We start from the raw sequence: 16,755 nt of genomic DNA on the forward strand, positions 1-16,755 counted from the left end.
GGTGGCATATGCGTCAACCTAGCCGCTTTGTACTGGATGGCGGTGAAATCCTGTTCTACTCTCGAGGTTTTACCAAGAATAATACCTCGGGAGAGTGGCAATGGGTTCCAATGCGCTAATCGATGTCGGCCTGCCGGTATCGCTGTTTCTGATTATGGTGGGGATGGGGATGACCCTTACCCCCAAGGACTTCCGCGAAGTCGTCATTGCCCCCCGCGGCACCTTCTTTGGTCTGCTGGCCCAGATTCTCCTGTTACCCATCATTGCCCTGGGCGTGGCGCTGGCTTTGGACCTGTCCCCGGCACTGGCGGTGGGCCTGATCGTCATTGCTGCCTGCCCTGGTGGCACGACGTCCAACCTTTTCGTCTATCTGGGTCGCGGTGACGTGGCCCTGTCCATTGTGCTGACAGTGCTGGCAAGCCTGATTACCATTGTTACCCTGCCGGCCTTTACCGGCTGGGCACTGGAGCGCTTCCAGGATGCGGACAAGGTGCTGGAGCTGCCGGTATTGCGCACCATCATCACCCTGTTTGTGATTATCCTGCTGCCGGTGGCCATCGGCATGACCCTTCGCCATTTCCGCCAGGACTGGGCGGAAAAAGGGGAGAAGGCCGTGGGGCTGCTGGGCCTGCTGGTGTTGGTGGCAGTCATCGTGTTGCTGATGGTGGAGCTGGGTGAGGAAGCCCTGGAGCTGTTCCGCAAGGCGGGGTTGTCGGCGATGATTCTGAATGTTGCCGGCCTGCTGCTGGGCCTGGTCGGCGGGCGCCTGATCGGCCTGAGCCGGGACCAGGCCTTTACCGTGGCCATCGAGCTGGGCATCAAGAATGGCACACTCGGGTTGATGGTGACCCTGACCCTGTTGCATTCGGAAGCCATGTCGGTGCCATCGGCGGTTTACGGGGTGCTGATGTTTGTTTTCGGTTTCCTGATGATCGGTTTTGCCCGGCTTACCGGGATTGGCAAGGGCCAGGTGACCCCGTAACCGGGTTCACGATCCGGCGTGGCTACCGTCACCGGTGGTGGCGGTATCCAGAGCCGGGGTTTCCAGCAGGGACGAGACGGGCACCACCTCAATGCCGGCATCGTCCATCAATGGCAATACCTGCTGCAGATAGTGCACGGTTTCCGGATAGGGGTGGCCGATGGCAATGGCCTGGCCCCGTTCACGGGCCAGGCGGATCAGTTTGTTGAACTGGTCGTTGATCTTGACCAGATTGCGATCGTTATCCAGAAAGATGTCACGACTGGCGTTGGCCAGTCCCTGTTGCCGGGCTATCCGCTGGGCCACCGAGCGGCCACTGGTGCGGCTGTCTACAAAGAACAGCTGGTGGGCTTTCAGTTCCGCCATCAACCAGCCCATGGGCTCTGGCTGTTCGGTGAATGCACTGCCCATATGATTGTTCAGGCCCCGGGCCTGGGGGATCTGGCTGAGAGACTGACGCACCGTATCCAGCAGTTCTTGTTCGCTGATTCCCAGCCGCAGGCCGCCGCGATCCAGGCGGATGTGGTCTCCGGCGTCCATGGGCATGTGCACCAGCACTTCCTTGCCGGCCAGACTGGCGCGTTCGGCCAGCTTGCGGCCATGGGGGGAATAGGGAATTACGGCACAGGTAACCGCTGCCGGCAGGTCGGCAATGGCCTGGCCGTGGTGACGGTGATAGCCCAGGTCATCAATGATGATGGCGATGCGCGGCTTTGCCGTGGCTGCGGTGACAGCCAGCAGCAGCACCAGAGCGGTTGCGAAACGGCGCATCAGCGGCCTTCGTTGCTGCGGGCCAATACCACGCCTTTCAGCACGGACAGCGCCTGCGCCAGGGCATAATCTTCCTGGGCCAGCGACTGGCGCTTGCCATCGTTTTGGCTCTCGCCGTTTTCATTGTTCAGGTGGCGTGGCAGGTCGGCTTCCCGTACCTGCATGTCTTCACGGACTTCCAGTTTGGTGACCACATCCACGGCAATATCCGGTTCAATGCCTTCGGCCTGGATGGAACGTCCATCGGGCGTGTAGTAGCGGGCGGTGGTCAGCTTAAGGGCCTTGTCCTTGCTCAGCGGCAGCACGGTCTGCACCGAACCCTTGCCGAAGGTGCGATTGCCTACCACGATGGCGCGGCCCTGATCCTGCAGGGCACCGGCAACAATTTCCGAGGCGGACGCGCTGCCGCCGTTCACCAGCACCACCATGGGCATGCCATTCAGGCGATCGCCGGGTTTGGCATTGAAGTCACTTCGGCTGCTTTGCTCACGGCCCTGTGTGTAGACAATCAGGCCGCTGTCCATGAACAGGTCGGCCACTTCCACGGCGCCGCCAAGAACACCGCCGGGGTTGTTGCGCAGGTCCAGCACCAGGCCGCGCAAGGTATCTTCCTTGGCCAGCTTGTCCAGTGCCTTGCGGGCATCGTCGCCGGTGTTGTTCTGGAACTGGGAAATCCGCAAATAGCCCATTCCCGGTTCCAGCATGCGTGATTTGACGCTGTGCAGCTGGATCTTGTCGCGTGTGAGGGTGACCTGATGCGGTTTTTCGTCCCCCTCGCTAAGCACCATCAGTTCGATCTCCGAGCCGACCTCGCCGCGCATCAGCTCCACCGCTTCGCCCAGCGTCAGGCCTTTCACAAACGTCTCGTCGATTTTCAGGATCAGGTCGCCGGCCTGGATGCCGGCCTTGCTGGCCGGGGAGCCGTCCACCGGGGTGACGACCTTGACGAAGCCGTCTTCCATGGTGACTTCGATACCCAGGCCGCCGAACTCGCCGGTGGTGGTGACCTGCAGATCGTCGAACTGATCCGGGGTCAGGTAGCTGGAGTGGGGGTCCAGTTCATAGAGCATGCCGCGAATCGCTGACTCCAGCAGTTCCCGGTCATCCACTTCATCAATGTAGGCGCCACGAATACGCTCCATCACTTCGGCAAAGGCACGCAGTTCATCCACCGGTACACCTTGCTGACGGGCCTGTTGATCCAGCGCCGGGTCTTCAGCATGAAGCATGGCAAGGGGGGCGGCGGACAATAATGCTGTCACCATGGCGGTGCGCAGAAAAGAGAAGGTCGGCGTTGGCATTCAGAATCCCCGGCAGGCACGCGGTCTCAGTGGGCGTGCTTTAATCGTTTGTGTTGTGGGCCAGTGGCGGCAGTGTAACACGGCGATTACACCAGCGTGTGGGGTTCACCGCCTTGCCCCGATGGCGTATCTCGAAGTACAGACCGCTGGCGCGGTTGCCGCCGGAATTGCCGGCCAGAGCCAGGCTGTCCCCGGCGGATACCCATTCGCCCACTTCCCGCAGCAGGCTCTGGTTATAGCCGTACAGCGTCAGGTAACCATTGCCATGATCGACAATGGTGAGCAGGCCGTAGCCGCGCAACCAGTCAGCGAACACGACCCGCCCGGCGTAGACCGCCCGTACCGGTGTGCCAGCAGGGGCATTGAGGATCACGCCCTGCCAGCGCAGGGCGCCTTCGCGGGCACTGTTATAGCGGGTGCCGATGCTCCCCTGTACCGGCCATGGGAGCTTGCCGGCCAACGTGCCGAAGGGTTTGCCGCCCAGGTCCGCGGGGATGTCGTCCAGACTGCGTTGCATGTCTGAAAGCAGTTTTTCCAGCTGTTGCTGGTCCCGCTTGAGTTGGCTGAGGCTTGTGCTGCGGTCGTCCAGTGAGCGGTTCAGGCTGGCCAGGGTCTGCTGACGGTTTTTCTGGGCTTCCTGCAACTTGTTCGCGTGCTGTTGCATTTCGCTTCGTTTGTCGAGCATTGTCCGGCGGGCCTGTTCCACGCGCAGACTGACCGCCATCAGCTCATCCAGTTCTCCATTAACCTGCTGCAAGCGCTGGCTGCGGGCACGCTGGTAGTATTCCTGGTAGCGCAGCAGGCGGGCAATCTGGTCCGGTTGCTCCTGGTTGAGGAGCAGTTTGATGCGTTCCTGGCGACCGGCCTGGTAGCTGGCACGAACGGTTTTGGCCAGCCAGCGGAGCTGGGTCTGTTTTTCCCGGGCCAGCTGAGCCTGTTCCTGTTCCAGTTCTGCCAACCGCTGGCGGGCCTTGTCGGCCTGTTGTTCCAGACTGCGTTGTTCCCGGGACAGACGACTGATGCGCAGCTCTGCCTCACGCAGATCAGCCTGAACCGAATCCCGCTCGCGAAGTTCCCGGTTCTGGGCAGCACTGAGTTCGCTGATGCGTTCCTTGAGCTGCTTCAGTTCGGCTTTGGACGGCGCACTCTCGCCCCAGGCCAGGGCGGGTAGAAGGAGTAACAGCAGTAATCCGGGGCGCATGGTTTTACCTTACCCCCTTGCGGGTGTGTATACTTGGCGCCGATTTTCCGTCGGCGCGGGACTGTCCAATTTTCTGCACAGCCTCGCCCATTGCCACTGATTCGGGGTTCCAATGAGCCAATTGCTTGAATTTGCCAGTAACCATTACCTTCTGGTGTCCGCCTTCTTTCTGCTGTGGGCCGTTTTCTTTGTGCTTGAGTCCCGCCGTGGCGGCAAGGCTCTGAGTCCTCAGCTGGCCACCAATCTGGTGAACCAGAAGGATGCGGTGATAGTCGACCTGCGCGACAGCGATGAGTTTCGTGCGGGTCATATCGCCGGCAGCATCAATATTCCTGCCAGTCAGGCCCTTGAGCGTATTGCAGAACTGGAAAAATACAAGGACAAACCCATTATTCTGACTTGTGATATGGGTGCCAAGGCCTCACATCTTGGTCGTCAGCTGCGCAGCAAGGGCTTTGTGGAACTGTATCGCATCCAGGGCGGGCTCAATGCCTGGCGTGGTGCCAGCCTGCCCGTGGTGAAGGGGTAGGCATGGCTAAGGTCGAGCTTTATACCACAGGTTGGTGCCCGTTCTGCATTCGTGCCAAGCAGTTGCTTAACAGCAAGAATGTGTCGTACCAGGAAACGGATGTGGACCGTCAGCCGGACCAGCGTGCGGTCATGATGCAGCGCGGTGGGGCGCGCACGGTGCCACAGCTCTTTATTGATGATCGCCCCATCGGCGGTTGTGATGAACTTTACGCTCTGGAGCGCGCAGGGGAGCTGGATACGCTGCTCGGTGCCAATTCGGGGGAGTCGGGAACACGGTAACAGGAGAAAAAAGATGGCCGAACAACAACAGGTTTTCCAGCTGCAGCGCATTTACTTGAAAGACGCGTCGTTTGAATGCCCGGGCGCGCCGCAGGTGTTTCTTGAAGAGTGGAAACCCAAGGTCAACGTACAGCTGAACAACGGTGCCCGCCGCATTGGTGAGACCGATGAATTCGAAGTGGAGTTGACCGTTACCGTCACCGCCAAGGATGAGAAGGAAGAAAAAACCTTCTATCTGGCAGAAGTGAAGCAGGCCGGTATCTTCACCGTAAAGGGTGTGGAAGGCGAAGAACGGGCCCAGCTTCTGGGTGCTTATTGTCCGAACCTGTTGTTCCCTTACGTACGCGAAGTGGTCTCGGATCTGGTCGCCAAGGGCTCCTTCCCGCAGATGGTGCTGCAGCCCATTAACTTCGATGCCCTGTACCAGCAGCAACGCCAACAGCAGGCAAAAGCGCAGGCGGAAGCTGAGGGTGAGACGGTGCAGTAACTGCAATTAATAGTTAATAATGAATAATTAATAACTCCGCGGGGGTAATCCTCGCTGCTTTTGAACGCAAGAGGCCGCGTCCAGGGTTTGGGCGCGGCCTCTTGTGCTTCGGGCTAGTATAGAGCGGGATCGCGCCGTTATTAATTATTAACTATTAATTATTCACTGCCCCTATGTAGTCCAACTGCCGCCACGCCTCATACAACGTTATCGCCACCGCATTGGCCAGATTGAGACTGCGGCTGTTGGCCACCATGGGCAGTCGCAGTTTTTGTGTGGGTGGCAGGCTGTTGAGAATGTCGGTGGGCAGGCCGCGGGTTTCGGGGCCGAACAGCAGCACGTCTTCGTCCGCAAAAACGGCATCACTGTGTGGCTGGCTGGCCCGGGTAGTGAGGGCAAACAGGCGGCGGCCGGCCATGGCTTGCAGAAAAGCCTTAAAATCCGCGTGCACAGTGAGATGGGCCAGTTCGTCGTAGTCCAGGCCAGCCCGGCGCAGCTTCTTTTCTTCCAGGGAAAAACCCAGTGGTTCGATCAGGTGCAGATGCGCCCCGGTGTTGGCGGCCAGGCGGATGATATTGCCGGTATTGGGCGGGATTTCCGGTTCGAACAGTGCGATATGGAGCATGGGGACCTGTTTCAAGTGTGTTCGCAGTGGCGCCCGAGGACGTTTTTCGCCAGGGCGTGATTGCGATTGAGCCGTGCGGGCATCTTACATTATCAGCAGAGCCTTGCGGGCTGGCGGCCGTTTTCCCCTGGGGGACGGTGAGCCAGGTCCCCACATCTCGTTACGGTATGGCGACATTTACAGTTGCTCGGTGGGTGTATACAGGCGGCAAAAAGGTTCTTTCTTTTGCCTTGGCGTGCGGCTCATGGTACTGCTTAACGCCTGATAAGCGAAAAGAACAAGGCTGGTACCATGATACTGAAACACATGCTGTTTGCGGTGCTGTTTTTACTGGTGGCCTGTGGTGAAAAGGAAGACAAGGCCGGTGAAATCCTGCATGTCGCTCCTTATACCTCGGCCTGTATCGGCGCGGGGCCCATGGACTGCCTGCGGGTACGCAGTGATGGCGAGACCAACTTTCAGCTTTTCTATAATCATATCGAAGGGTTTGAGTTCGAGCCCGGGCACAATTACACGTTGCGCGTGCGGATAGAAGAGGTGGCGTCACCGCCAGCGGATGCCAGCAGTTTGCGTTATACCCTGTTGGAGGTGGTGAAGAAGGAGGCGGTCAACCCTTGATGCAAGGCTGGAGGGTGTCGTGAAGTGTGTGTTTCGGGCCCGCGATGCCATTGAGGCGCATATGCTGGCGGACCTGCTGGATCAGGCCGGCATCATGGCACAGGTGCAGGGCGACATGTTGCAGGGGGCTGTCGGCGAATTGCCTGCGGCAGGGCTGGCATCGGTGTGGGTTGCCGAAAGTGATGAAGCGCGGGCCCGTGAAGTGATCACGGATTTCGAGGCCAGTCAGCCGGCGGACTCCCCGGAGACCCATCGCCCACAGGCGCAGGCTTCTTTTACGCGGGGTCTGTTGCTGGGGATGATTCTTGGTGTGGTGATGATGCTGGTATTGCTGCGTTAAAAAAATCGACACAAAAAAGCCGGGCAATGCCCGGCTTTTTTTATGCAACCTTGGCGCTGGGCAAGCAATGCGACTGTGAGTATTGCTTGCTCTGGCCAGTGTTGGGTTAGCGCCCTGCGCGCTTGCGCTCGGTTTCGGTGAGCAGCTTCTTGCGGATGCGCAGGCAGTTCGGGGTGACTTCCACCAGCTCGTCATCTTCGATGAAGTCCAGGGCCTGCTCCAGGCTGAAACGGATCGGCGGGGTCAGGACGATGTTTTCATCGGTGCCGGAAGCACGCATGTTGGTCAGCTGCTTGCCCTTGGTGGGGTTGACCACCAGGTCGTTGCCGCGGCTGTGAATGCCGATGATCTGGCCTTCGTACACATCCACGTTCGGGTCGATCAGCATGCGACCACGCTCCTGCAGGTTGAACAGGGCGAAGCCCAGCACCTTGCCTTTCACCATGGACACCAGCACACCGTTGATGCGCTTGGCCATGTCTCCGGCCTTGAATTCACCGTAATGGCTGAAGGTGCTGTTGAGGATGCCGGTGCCGGACGTGAGAGTCAGGAATTGACTGCGGAAGCCGATCAGGCCGCGGCTTGGCACCAGGAATTCCAGGCGAACGCGACCCTTGCCGTCCGGTTCCATGTTGGTCATTTCTGCGCGGCGCAGACCCAGATGCTCCATGATGGCGCCCTGGTGTTGCTCTTCCACATCCGCAATCACGGTTTCGTAGGGTTCCTGCTTGACGCCATCCACTTCACGGATGATGACCTGGGGACGCCCCACGGCCAGCTCGAAACCTTCCCGGCGCATGTTTTCGATCAGCACCGACAGGTGCAGTTCGCCACGGCCGGAAACGCGGAACTGGTCGGCGCTGCCGGTTTCTTCCACGCGCAGGGCCACGTTGTGCTTGAGCTCGGCTTCCAGGCGCTCGCGGATCTGGCGGCTGGTGACGAACTTGCCGTCCTGGCCGGCAAACGGCGAGGTGTTCACGTGGAAGAACATGCTCACGGTGGGCTCGTCCACGCTGAGTGGCGGCAGGGCTTCCACGCTGGCCGGGTCACACAGGGTGTCGGAAATGTTCAGCGGGTCCAGGCCGGTGATGCAGACGATTTCGCCAGCGGAGGCCGTGGGGGCGTCGACCCGCTCCAGGCCGTGGTAGCCCATGATGGTGAGGATCTTGCCGCTACGGACCTTGCCGTCAGCGCCGATGACTTTGACCGGGCTGTTGGCCTTGATCTTGCCGCGCTTGACCCGGCCGATGCCGATGATGCCCAGGTAGCTGTTGTAGTCCAGGGAAGAGATCTGCATCTGGAAGGGGCCGTCCGCGTCCACGTTCGGGTAGTCCACCTTGTCGACAATGGTCTGCAGCAGCGGGGTCATGTCGTCGGCCATGTTGTCCGCTTCCAGGCCGGCGATGCCGTTCAGGGCGGAGGCGTAGATCACCGGGAAGTCCAGCTGCTCGTCAGTGGCGCCCAGGTTATCGAACAGGTCGAACACCTGATCCATGACCCAGTCCGGACGGGCGCCGGGACGGTCGATCTTGTTGATGACCACGATGGGCTTGAGGCCGGCGGCAAAGGCTTTCTGGGTGACAAAGCGGGTTTGCGGCATGGGGCCATCCACCGCGTCTACCAGCAGCAGTACGCAATCCACCATGGACATAACCCGCTCCACCTCGCCACCGAAGTCGGCGTGGCCGGGGGTGTCGACGATGTTGATGCGGTATTCATTCCACTGGATGGCGGTGTTCTTGGAGAGGATGGTGATGCCACGTTCCTTCTCCAGATCGTTGGAGTCCATTACCCGCTCAATATCGCCAGCGCGATCTCCCAGGGTGCCGGATTGTTGCAACAGCTTGTCCACCAGGGTGGTCTTGCCGTGGTCAACGTGGGCGATGATGGCGATATTGCGCAGACGTTCAATCACAGATGTAGCTCCGTTAAGAAATGGGCGAAATGCGCCAGGGGCCTTGTTCCGACATGGACGTGGCCCCGCCTGGTGGCCCTGAAAAAAGGCGCTTGCATCTCGCGGGGGCGCGCATTATACCAGCGCTGCGCGCAGGTGATAGCCCGTCGGTCAGGCTTTCGCGTAAGATTTGCGAATGTGAAAAGATTCAAAAATTCACAGTTGTTCCTGCGAGTCGGCGGCGGATCGCCTAGAATGGCGCAACCATTTCCTCGGAGAAGAGTCAGAGCCACTGTCATTCTCCGTTGTCGGTGCCGATTTTTCGGCAATAATGCTTTTATAATCAGGTTGTTATGATGCGAATCCCCTTGGTGTTGATAGGGGTGCTGGTGCCTGCTGTGACTCTGTCCGAGGCGCCGCCAGCCAACAAGAGAATCTATGGTCTGCACGAAAGTGTGCATATCCGTGAATTGGGCATTACGGTGCCGGCAAAGTTGGACACGGGAGCGGATTCAGCCTCCCTGAGCGCCCGTTACATAAAGACCTTTGAGCGTGACGGGGTGAAAATGGTTGAGTTTGATATCGCCATCGACAGAGATGACCGCGAAGAATGGGGCATCACTCAGAGCCAGTGGGATGACATAGAGTTGCCCCTGGCCGGGCATGTGCGGATTAAACGCCGGGCGGAAAGCGTGCAGGATGGCGAGCGGGATTTCAGTCGCCGGCCGATGGTGACGTTGACGGTATGCGTAGGCAATCGGCGTCAACAGATTGATGTCAATCTGACCGATCGCAGCGAGTTTCGTTATCCGCTGTTGATTGGAGCTGACGCCCTGAAGGGCCTGGGCGCCTTGATAGATCCGTCGCTGTCCATGTCTTTGGGCAAGCCACGCTGCCGTGATGAGAATGAAGATACACTGACGATGGAGGCTGCCGGGGCGCATTAACATGGGGTCTGTCAAATTTCAGGCACGGATTCTGGCCGTGTTTCTTTTGCTATTGGGTGGCGGCAGCATTGCGTACCAGTTGCTGGTGCAGAAAGTGCCGTTGACCCAGGACGAGAAAGACCCGGTATGGGTGGTGGACGCCCAGGTCAGTTTTACGGCCAGGGCCAACAAGCCCATCAAGGTGCGTATGTTTGTGCCACCGCAAGGGGCGGGCTACACCACCCTCAATGAGAGCTTTGTCTCCAATAACTACGGCGTGAACGTCAATGTGGAGAAGGGTAACCGGCAGGTCACCTGGTCGGCCCGCCGTGCCGAGGGCAATCAATACCTTTACTACCGGCTGATGCTCACCCCCCGTTTTGCGGAAACCCGCGAGAATGAGCCCGGGCCACAGTTCCGGCCGGCACCGGTGCTGGATGGCGCGGAAAAGCTGGCCGCTGAGGCGCTGTTGCAACCGATCCGTCAGCACTCCGCCGATGTGGAAACCTTTATTGGCGAAACCATCAAGCGCGTGAACGAGCTGGAAAACGACAACGTCCAGCTGTTGCTTGGTGGGGATGTGAGTCCGGAGAACCGGGCCCAGGTAGTGGATCTGCTGCTGGCCATGTCCCACATTCCGGCTCAGCCGGTGCATACCCTGCGACTGGTGGAAAGCCAGGAGCAACAGCCGGAACTGTGGTTGCGCACCTACAACGGCAAACGCTGGTTGTACTTCAACCCGCTGGATGGCCAGCAGGGGTTACCCAGTGATCGTGTGGTGTGGTGGAGCGGCAACGAGCCATTGCTGAATATCGAAGGGGGGCGTTCTGCCAACCTGACACTGAGCGTCCATCGCAATGAAATGAGTGCCCTGCAGCTGGCGCGCTCTTTGCGGCTGCAGGATGCCAGCAGCTTTATCGACTTTTCGCTTTATGAGTTGCCTCTGCCCTCGCAGCAGCTGTTCCGCATCCTGATGATGATCCCGGTTGGGGTGCTGCTGGTGCTGCTGATTCGTTCCCTGGTTGGTATGGAAACCCTGGGCACCTTTACCCCCGTGTTGATCGCCCTGGCATTCCGGGAAACCCAGGTTATCTGGGGGGTGTTGTTGTTTACCTTTATCACTGCCATCGGCCTGTCAGTGCGCTCTTATCTTGAGCACTTGAAGCTTCAGCTGCTGGCGCGGTTGTCCATTGTGCTCACCTTTGTGGTGATAGTGATGGCGGTGATCAGCCTGCTTGGCTACAAGCTGGGTGTGTCTTCGGGTCTGTCCGTGGCGCTGTTCCCCATGGTCATTCTCACCATGGTGATCGAGCGGATTTCCATCGTCTGGGAAGAGCGGGGCGGTTCCCAGTCCCTGAAAGTGGCGCTGGGCACCCTGGTTGCGGCGGTGTTGTGCCACTTGTTGATGGTGTGGCAGCCCCTGGTGTATTTCGTCTTTACCTTCCCGGGCGTGTTGCTCTGTCTGGCGGCGGTGATGGTCTTGATGGGGCACTACCGGGGCTACCGGCTCACCGAGCTGATGCGCTTCCGGGCCATGGTGGAGCGCTGACATGTTCTGGTCCAAGACCCGCAAAGCACTGCGTGCCCGTGGCGTGATGGGTATCAACCAGCGCAACGGCGATTACATTCTGCGCTATAACAAGCGCAGCCTGTATCCGCTGGTTGATGACAAGTTGCAGACCAAGCAGATGGCGCTGGATGCGGGCATCCGGGTGCCGGAACTGTACGGTGCCATCGCCACGGAGCAGGGTATTTCCACCCTGCACCGGGTGGTGGAGACCCATCGGGATTTCGTCATCAAGCCGGCCCAGGGGGCGGGCGGTGACGGTATCATGGTGATTGCCGATCGCTTTGAAGATTATTTCCGTTCTGCCTCCGGGCGCATCGTGACCACCGAAGAGCTGGAACATCATATTTCCGGGATTATCTCCGGCATTTATTCCCTGGGCGGCCACCGTGACCAGGCCCTGATCGAATACCGTGTGCGTTCTACCGAGCTGTTCAATCGCATCAGCTTCGAAGGGGTGCCGGATATCCGCATTATCGTGCTGCAAGGCTACCCGGTGGCGGCCATGCTGCGTTTGCCCACCCGCCAGTCCCAGGGCAAGGCCAACCTGCATCAGGGGGCGATCGGTGTGGGACTAGACCTGTCCAGTGGTGTGACCCTGGGGGGCACATGGCACAACCAGAAGATCGAGCGGCACCCGGATACCGCCAATGCGGTGGCGGGTCTTACCGTGCCTGACTGGGAAGAATGTCTTGAGCTCGCCGCTCGCTGCTATGATCTCACCGGCCTGGGTTATCTCGGTGTGGATCTGGTGATGGATCGGGAGTTCGGGCCGATGATGCTGGAGCTGAATGCCCGTCCCGGGCTGAATATCCAGATTGCCATGGATGATGGTCTGCTGCGTCGCTGCCGAATTATTGAGGATCACCTGGACAGGCTGGGCAACACTCGTCGCCCGGCGGCCGAGCGTATTGCCTTTTCGAAAACCCACTTTGCCATTGCTGGCCCTGTGCCGGTGAGCGAGCCGGCTCCCCCTGTCACCCCCTGATCCCCTGGCCGCGTTTTTCTCCCTCCCATAACAGCGTGATCAGTGGGTCGTCAGGGTCGCCCAGCACACTGTAGAAGCGGTAGTTTGCCCGCAGGCTGTTGCCATCGTCGCGGATATCCAGGGTCACCAGGCCATGGGTGGCGCGGGTGAAGCGTTGGTTGTCACTGGGCGGGCCCAGGTCATTGTTGATACTGGCGGAGCCGGAGATCAGCTGCCGGGTGCCCTGGTATTCCCCCTCGTCGGAGAGAATGTGATCGTGGCCGCCCAGCAGCAGGTCCAGTCTGCCAATCAGCTTGCTGTTGAGGTGCAGTTGAATCATTTCCCCGGCATTGCCATGGGAGCCGGAGCTGATCATGGGGTGGTGGGAAAAGGCCATGCTGAACCCGCATTGCCGATCTTGTGCGGTCTCCATGGCCTGTGTCAGCCAGGCACCCTGGCGTCGCAGGTAATACCATTTCTCGAACCAGGTGGTTTCCAGGCTGAAGGCGCAGGCGTCTGGCCATTGCTCGAAATAGTAGTAGTGAGGGAAGTGGATCAGCGGGTGTTGCCGGGCCACCTCCAGCCAGGCCTCGGCATTCTGTTTCCAGTCATGATTGCCCAATACCAGATAAACCGGGATGCCGGCATCCAGTGCCGGGCCCAGTGGGGCGAAAAAGCGACTTTCCAGTAGGGGGTCTTCCGGACCCGTGATGCCGTCCGGGTAGACCAGATCCCCCAGATAGCGGATCTGGTCGCAGTTCAGCTTCACCAGCGCTTGCCCCACTGCCAGGGAGGGGGCATTGCCCCAGCCTCCGTCGCCAATGACGCAAAGGCGCTGCCCCGCCAGTGGCTCCTTGTGCATTAGCCAGGGGCCATGGGGGGTATGCCACCACCAGCCAAGGCTGGCTGCAGCAATCAGCAGGGTAAGTAGGCGCAGCAGTTGTCGCAAACGAATGGGCTCCCGGGCCGGTCTGAAGCCCAATTGTGCTGTGCTGATATGACCCTGAAGTGACATACCCCGGGTGTGAAGGGTGCGTCAGGAGTGCGTGATTGCTATACTTCGCCGCCCATTTTTTGAGCGCCAATCAAGGCAGCAGGTTTTTTCACATGACGTCTTCGGTAACTGAGTCAATCCAACCGATCAAGCGCCGCGCTATCGCTCTGGTGTCTGGCGGGCTGGACTCCATGCTGGCAGTGAAAGTGATGCAGGAGCAAGGGATCGAGGTGGAAGGCGTTAATTTCTTCACCGGCTTCTGTGTGGAAGGCCATACCCATGCCATCCGCAAGAAAGACCAGAACAAGGAAAAGCGCAACAATGCCCTGTGGGTGGCTGAGCAGTTGGGCATAAAAATGCACATCATTGATATCTCCGAGGAGTACAAGGATGTGGTGCTCAACCCGAAACATGGCTACGGGGCCAATCTGAACCCCTGCCTTGACTGCAAGATTTTCATGGTCAATCAGGCCACCCTGATGATCAACAAGGCGCGGGAGTTGGCCGGTGACCGGGGATTCGATTTTATTGTGACCGGCGAAGTGATTGGCCAGCGACCCAAAAGCCAGCGCAAGGAAACCATGCCGATCATCAGCCAGGAGTCCGGGGCGGATGACCGCTTGCTGCGCCCGTTGTGCGCCAGAAACCTGCCTCCTACCCTGCCGGAGCGCGAGGGCTGGGTGAATCGCGAAGCGCTATACGGTTTTACCGGCCGTAACCGCAAGCCGCAGATGGCGCTGGCCAAGGAGTTTGGGCTGGATGATTTTGCCCAGCCTGCCGGCGGCTGCTGTTTCCTCACCGACGAATCCTATTCCAACAAGCTGGCGGATCTCTGGAAGGCGCGTAACGAGCGCCGCTATGAACTGGATGACATCATGCTCTTGAAGGTGGGGCGCCATCTGCGTCCGCAGCCCCACTACAAATTGATCATCAGTCGTGAGGAAGGGGAGAACCGTTTTCTGGAAGGTTACCGTTACCAGTTCACCAGCATTACCACGGTCAGCTGCCCGGGGCCCCTTGCGTTGGTGGATGGCAACTTCGAGAGCGAAGCTGAGCTGCAGCAGGCCGCCGCTATTGTTGCCCGCTATTCCAAGGGCCGCTCCCTGGACGAGGTGACCCTGGAGGTGCGCAGCCCGGATGGCGTGGCACGCCAGGTGACCGTGGCGCCGGTGCAACCGGATGCGGTGCCGCTGGCATGGAATGTGGGGTAAATCAGTAACGAGAAGCAAGTCTCTAGGAGCGACAGGCAAAACCCGGGTTGCTCTTCGAGCCTCGCTTCTCGCAACTCGCCACTGACTTGTTCGTCTCTTTCTCCATGAATAGAACCGCTCCCTCAACACGCTGAAGCAGGTACGCTTTGATGATGACCGAAGCTCTTCATGAACTGGATGTGCGCCGCATGTTGTGCCCCATGCCGGTGATCAAGACGCAGAACAAGGTGCGCACTTTGGCGACTGGCGATTGCCTGCGAGTGGTCTGCACCGACCCTGGTGCACTGAACGATATTCCCGCCTGGTGCCGCATCAATGGCCATGAGGTGCTGGAAACCGGCGAGGCCGGCAACGAGGTATTTGTGGTTTTGCGGGTCGGGGAGGATAACGGTGCACTTTTTTAGTGCATAATAATGGTGCATCGCACCATATTAATGCGCTGTAAGAGTGTATGCTTTCCTTCGGTTGCGCGTTTAACCGTCAAATGCGCTAAAAAAGGGCTGGCATGGAACTTGCCTCCCTATTGGCAAAGCAGGCCTGGTGGCCGAGAATACCGGCTCTCTGTTCTGCCCTGATGCGGGGTGGGGCAACGAGTCAGAGACAAACCCGCTGTTCCTTAGGAGGACGCACGACAATGTCTGAAAAGACCCTCAAGCTGATTAAAGATAATGATGTGAAATGGGTGGACCTGCGCTTCACCGATAGCCGTGGTAAGGAGCAGCACGTAACCCTCCCCGTGGGTGAAATCGACGAAGATTTCTTCCAGGACGGCAAAATGTTCGATGGTTCTTCCATTGCCGGCTGGAAAGGCATCAATGAGTCCGACATGGTGATGATGCCGGATGATTCCTCCGCTGTACTGGACCCGTTCACTGACGTGGCAACCGTCAACCTGCGTTGCGATATCCTTGAGCCGTCCACCATGCAGGGTTACGAGCGTGATCCCCGCTCTGTGGCTCGTCGCGCCGAGGAATACCTGAAATCCACTGGCATCGCCGACACTGCGCTGTTTGGTCCTGAGCCGGAATTCTTCGTATTTGATTCCGTGCAGTGGAAATCCGACATGCAGGGTTCCATGTACAACATTCACTCCGAAGAAGCCGCGTGGGTATCCCACGAGGACTTCGAAGGTGGCAACATCGGTCACCGTCCGGGTGTGAAGGGCGGCTACTTCCCGGTTCCGCCGGTAGATAGCCTGCACGACCTGCGTGGTGCCATGTGTTCCGCCATGGAGCAAATGGGCCTGAACATCGAAGTGCACCACCATGAAGTGGGTACTGCGGGCCAGTGTGAAATCGGTGTTGGCGCCAACACTCTGACCGCCAAGGCCGACGAAGTGCAGATCCTCAAGTACTGTGTGCACAACGTGGCTCACGCCTACGGCAAGACTGCCACCTTCATGCCCAAGCCGCTGATCGGTGATAACGGTTCCGGTATGCACGTTCACGTGTCCCTGGGTAAAGATGGCAAGAACCTGTTTGCCGGTGACGGCTACGCAGGTCTGTCCGACGAAGCCCTGTACTTCATCGGCGGCATCATCAAGCACGCTCGTGCCCTGAACGCCTTCACCAACGGTTCCACCAACTCCTACAAGCGTCTGGTGCCCGGCTTCGAAGCCCCGGTAATGCTGGCCTACTCTGCCCGTAACCGTTCTGCTTCCATCCGTATTCCGTTCGTGAGCAACGCCAAGGCCCGTCGTATCGAGGCGCGCTTCCCGGATCCGTCTGCCAACCCGTACCTGTGCTTCGCGGCCCTGTTGATGGCAGGTCTGGACGGTATCAAGAACAAGCTGCACCCGGGCGATGCCATGGACAAGGATCTCTACGATCTGCCGGCTGAAGAAGCCAAGGACATCCCGACCGTGGCCCATACCCTGACCATGGCGCTGGATTGCCTGGAAGCCGACATGGACTTCCTGACCGAAGGCGACGTGTTCTCCAAGGATATGCTGGAAGGTTACATCAGCCTGAAGCGTGGTGAGATCGAGCGTCTCAACATGACTCCGCACCCGGTCGAGTTCGACATGTACTACTCCTGCTAATCTCCTTCGGGAAATCTGCA

18 protein-coding genes are annotated in these 16,755 nt (G+C 59.1%); 12 read left to right on the top strand and 6 right to left on the bottom strand.

Annotation, left to right across the window (positions count from 1 at the left end):
- Positions 1-100: 100 nt before the first annotated feature.
- Positions 101-982 carry a bile acid:sodium symporter family protein gene (locus tag A0251_RS04585; protein WP_062815667.1) on the top strand — a complete coding sequence of 294 codons (882 nt, stop codon included), beginning with the start codon at positions 101-103 and terminating at the stop codon, positions 980-982.
- Between the two features lie 6 nt (positions 983-988).
- On the opposite strand, the gene A0251_RS04590 is transcribed toward A0251_RS04585, so the two are convergent.
- From A0251_RS04590 to A0251_RS04600, 3 genes are read right to left on the bottom strand one after another with little or no spacing between them, the layout of a single operon-like run.
- A complete protein-coding gene (locus A0251_RS04590; RefSeq protein ID WP_063508189.1) occupies positions 989-1,753 on the bottom strand; it encodes a divergent polysaccharide deacetylase family protein in 765 nt (254 codons plus the stop codon).
- Complete coding sequence (locus tag A0251_RS04595) at positions 1,753-3,054, bottom strand: S41 family peptidase (RefSeq protein WP_062815669.1); 1,302 nt, start codon at positions 3,052-3,054, stop codon at positions 1,753-1,755. The genes A0251_RS04590 and A0251_RS04595 overlap by 1 nt, the downstream gene beginning before the upstream one ends.
- 40 nt (positions 3,055-3,094) lie before the next feature.
- Positions 3,095-4,255 (bottom strand): murein hydrolase activator EnvC, encoded by a 1,161-nt coding sequence (locus tag A0251_RS04600; RefSeq protein WP_062815670.1) that lies wholly within the window; start codon positions 4,253-4,255, stop codon positions 3,095-3,097.
- 112 nt (positions 4,256-4,367) lie between these two features.
- On the opposite strand from A0251_RS04600, the gene A0251_RS04605 reads away from it, so the two are divergent.
- The 3 genes from A0251_RS04605 to secB are packed head-to-tail and all read left to right on the top strand — an operon-like array spanning position 4,368 to position 5,552.
- Entirely contained in the window at positions 4,368-4,784 is a 417-nt protein-coding gene (locus tag A0251_RS04605; RefSeq protein WP_062815671.1) for a rhodanese-like domain-containing protein, read from the top strand.
- Between the two features lie 2 nt (positions 4,785-4,786).
- Positions 4,787-5,065 carry a glutaredoxin 3 gene (gene grxC / locus A0251_RS04610; RefSeq protein ID WP_062815672.1) on the top strand — a complete coding sequence of 93 codons (279 nt, stop codon included), beginning with the start codon at positions 4,787-4,789 and terminating at the stop codon, positions 5,063-5,065.
- A gap of 13 nt (positions 5,066-5,078) precedes the next feature.
- Positions 5,079-5,552 (top strand): protein-export chaperone SecB, encoded by a 474-nt coding sequence (gene secB, locus A0251_RS04615; protein WP_062815673.1) that lies wholly within the window; start codon positions 5,079-5,081, stop codon positions 5,550-5,552.
- 154 nt (positions 5,553-5,706) lie between these two features.
- Here the strand turns inward: secB and trmL are convergent, their stop codons facing one another.
- Positions 5,707-6,177, bottom strand: a complete 471-nt coding sequence (gene trmL, locus A0251_RS04620; protein ID WP_062815674.1) for a tRNA (uridine(34)/cytosine(34)/5-carboxymethylaminomethyluridine(34)-2'-O)-methyltransferase TrmL — start codon at positions 6,175-6,177, stop codon at positions 5,707-5,709.
- Between the two features lie 291 nt (positions 6,178-6,468).
- Between trmL and A0251_RS04625 the strand changes: the two genes are divergently transcribed.
- Both A0251_RS04625 and A0251_RS04630 read left to right on the top strand, forming a co-directional pair.
- On the top strand, positions 6,469-6,795 hold the full coding sequence (locus A0251_RS04625) for a DUF4377 domain-containing protein (RefSeq protein ID WP_062815675.1): 327 nt from the start codon (positions 6,469-6,471) through the stop codon (positions 6,793-6,795).
- A 19-nt stretch (positions 6,796-6,814) separates the two neighbouring features.
- A complete protein-coding gene (locus A0251_RS04630; protein WP_062815676.1) occupies positions 6,815-7,135 on the top strand; it encodes a DUF2007 domain-containing protein in 321 nt (106 codons plus the stop codon).
- Positions 7,136-7,241: 106 nt separating this feature from the next.
- Here the strand turns inward: A0251_RS04630 and typA are convergent, their stop codons facing one another.
- On the bottom strand, positions 7,242-9,050 hold the full coding sequence (gene typA / locus A0251_RS04635) for a translational GTPase TypA (RefSeq protein ID WP_062815677.1): 1,809 nt from the start codon (positions 9,048-9,050) through the stop codon (positions 7,242-7,244).
- A 332-nt stretch (positions 9,051-9,382) separates the two neighbouring features.
- Between typA and A0251_RS04640 the strand changes: the two genes are divergently transcribed.
- From A0251_RS04640 to A0251_RS04650, 3 genes are read left to right on the top strand one after another with little or no spacing between them, the layout of a single operon-like run.
- Positions 9,383-9,976 carry a RimK/LysX family protein gene (locus A0251_RS04640; RefSeq protein ID WP_062815678.1) on the top strand — a complete coding sequence of 198 codons (594 nt, stop codon included), beginning with the start codon at positions 9,383-9,385 and terminating at the stop codon, positions 9,974-9,976.
- Between the two features lies 1 nt (position 9,977).
- Positions 9,978-11,504, top strand: a complete 1,527-nt coding sequence (locus A0251_RS04645) for an inactive transglutaminase family protein (protein ID WP_062815679.1) — start codon at positions 9,978-9,980, stop codon at positions 11,502-11,504.
- A gap of 1 nt (position 11,505) precedes the next feature.
- Entirely contained in the window at positions 11,506-12,510 is a 1,005-nt protein-coding gene (locus A0251_RS04650) for an alpha-L-glutamate ligase-like protein (protein ID WP_062815680.1), read from the top strand.
- On the opposite strand, the gene A0251_RS04655 is transcribed toward A0251_RS04650, so the two are convergent.
- The gene (locus A0251_RS04655; RefSeq protein ID WP_231874159.1) at positions 12,500-13,438 is read right to left on the bottom strand and encodes a metallophosphoesterase; all 939 of its coding nucleotides are present in this window, start codon (positions 13,436-13,438) and stop codon (positions 12,500-12,502) included. The two genes, A0251_RS04650 and A0251_RS04655, sit on opposite strands and share 11 nt — an antisense overlap.
- Positions 13,439-13,596: 158 nt before the next feature.
- On the opposite strand from A0251_RS04655, the gene A0251_RS04660 reads away from it, so the two are divergent.
- The 3 genes from A0251_RS04660 to glnA all read left to right on the top strand — a co-directional run bounded on the left by A0251_RS04660 (position 13,597) and on the right by glnA (position 16,735).
- Positions 13,597-14,694 carry a tRNA (5-methylaminomethyl-2-thiouridylate)-methyltransferase gene (locus A0251_RS04660; protein ID WP_062815995.1) on the top strand — a complete coding sequence of 366 codons (1,098 nt, stop codon included), beginning with the start codon at positions 13,597-13,599 and terminating at the stop codon, positions 14,692-14,694.
- A 149-nt stretch (positions 14,695-14,843) separates the two neighbouring features.
- On the top strand, positions 14,844-15,098 hold the full coding sequence (locus A0251_RS04665) for a sulfurtransferase TusA family protein (RefSeq protein WP_231874160.1): 255 nt from the start codon (positions 14,844-14,846) through the stop codon (positions 15,096-15,098).
- A 230-nt stretch (positions 15,099-15,328) separates the two neighbouring features.
- Positions 15,329-16,735 carry a glutamate--ammonia ligase gene (gene glnA / locus A0251_RS04670; protein WP_062815681.1) on the top strand — a complete coding sequence of 469 codons (1,407 nt, stop codon included), beginning with the start codon at positions 15,329-15,331 and terminating at the stop codon, positions 16,733-16,735.
- Positions 16,736-16,755 lie beyond the last annotated feature (20 nt).

It is taken from the genome of Alcanivorax sp. NBRC 102024 (assembly GCF_001602235.1).
In the GTDB taxonomy this organism is placed as follows: Bacteria; Pseudomonadota; Gammaproteobacteria; order Pseudomonadales; family Alcanivoracaceae; genus Alcanivorax.

Excerpts from the sequence above, each read along its gene's own strand:
- A0251_RS04590 (WP_063508189.1), bottom strand. The coding sequence starts at position 1,753 with ATGCGCCGTTTCGCAACCGCTCTGGTGCTGCTGCTGGCTGTCACCGCA.
- A0251_RS04625 (WP_062815675.1), top strand. The coding sequence starts at position 6,469 with ATGATACTGAAACACATGCTGTTTGCGGTGCTGTTTTTACTGGTGGCC.
- A0251_RS04665 (WP_231874160.1), top strand. The coding sequence starts at position 14,844 with ATGATGACCGAAGCTCTTCATGAACTGGATGTGCGCCGCATGTTGTGC.
- A0251_RS04595 (WP_062815669.1), bottom strand. The coding sequence starts at position 3,054 with ATGCCAACGCCGACCTTCTCTTTTCTGCGCACCGCCATGGTGACAGCA.
- glnA (WP_062815681.1), top strand. The coding sequence starts at position 15,329 with ATGTCTGAAAAGACCCTCAAGCTGATTAAAGATAATGATGTGAAATGG.
- grxC (WP_062815672.1), top strand. The coding sequence starts at position 4,787 with ATGGCTAAGGTCGAGCTTTATACCACAGGTTGGTGCCCGTTCTGCATT.
- A0251_RS04660 (WP_062815995.1), top strand. The coding sequence starts at position 13,597 with ATGACGTCTTCGGTAACTGAGTCAATCCAACCGATCAAGCGCCGCGCT.
- A0251_RS04645 (WP_062815679.1), top strand. The coding sequence starts at position 9,978 with ATGGGGTCTGTCAAATTTCAGGCACGGATTCTGGCCGTGTTTCTTTTG.
- A0251_RS04600 (WP_062815670.1), bottom strand. The coding sequence starts at position 4,255 with ATGCGCCCCGGATTACTGCTGTTACTCCTTCTACCCGCCCTGGCCTGG.
- A0251_RS04640 (WP_062815678.1), top strand. The coding sequence starts at position 9,383 with ATGATGCGAATCCCCTTGGTGTTGATAGGGGTGCTGGTGCCTGCTGTG.
- secB (WP_062815673.1), top strand. The coding sequence starts at position 5,079 with ATGGCCGAACAACAACAGGTTTTCCAGCTGCAGCGCATTTACTTGAAA.
- A0251_RS04605 (WP_062815671.1), top strand. The coding sequence starts at position 4,368 with ATGAGCCAATTGCTTGAATTTGCCAGTAACCATTACCTTCTGGTGTCC.
- trmL (WP_062815674.1), bottom strand. The coding sequence starts at position 6,177 with ATGCTCCATATCGCACTGTTCGAACCGGAAATCCCGCCCAATACCGGC.
- A0251_RS04650 (WP_062815680.1), top strand. The coding sequence starts at position 11,506 with ATGTTCTGGTCCAAGACCCGCAAAGCACTGCGTGCCCGTGGCGTGATG.
- A0251_RS04585 (WP_062815667.1), top strand. The coding sequence starts at position 101 with ATGGGTTCCAATGCGCTAATCGATGTCGGCCTGCCGGTATCGCTGTTT.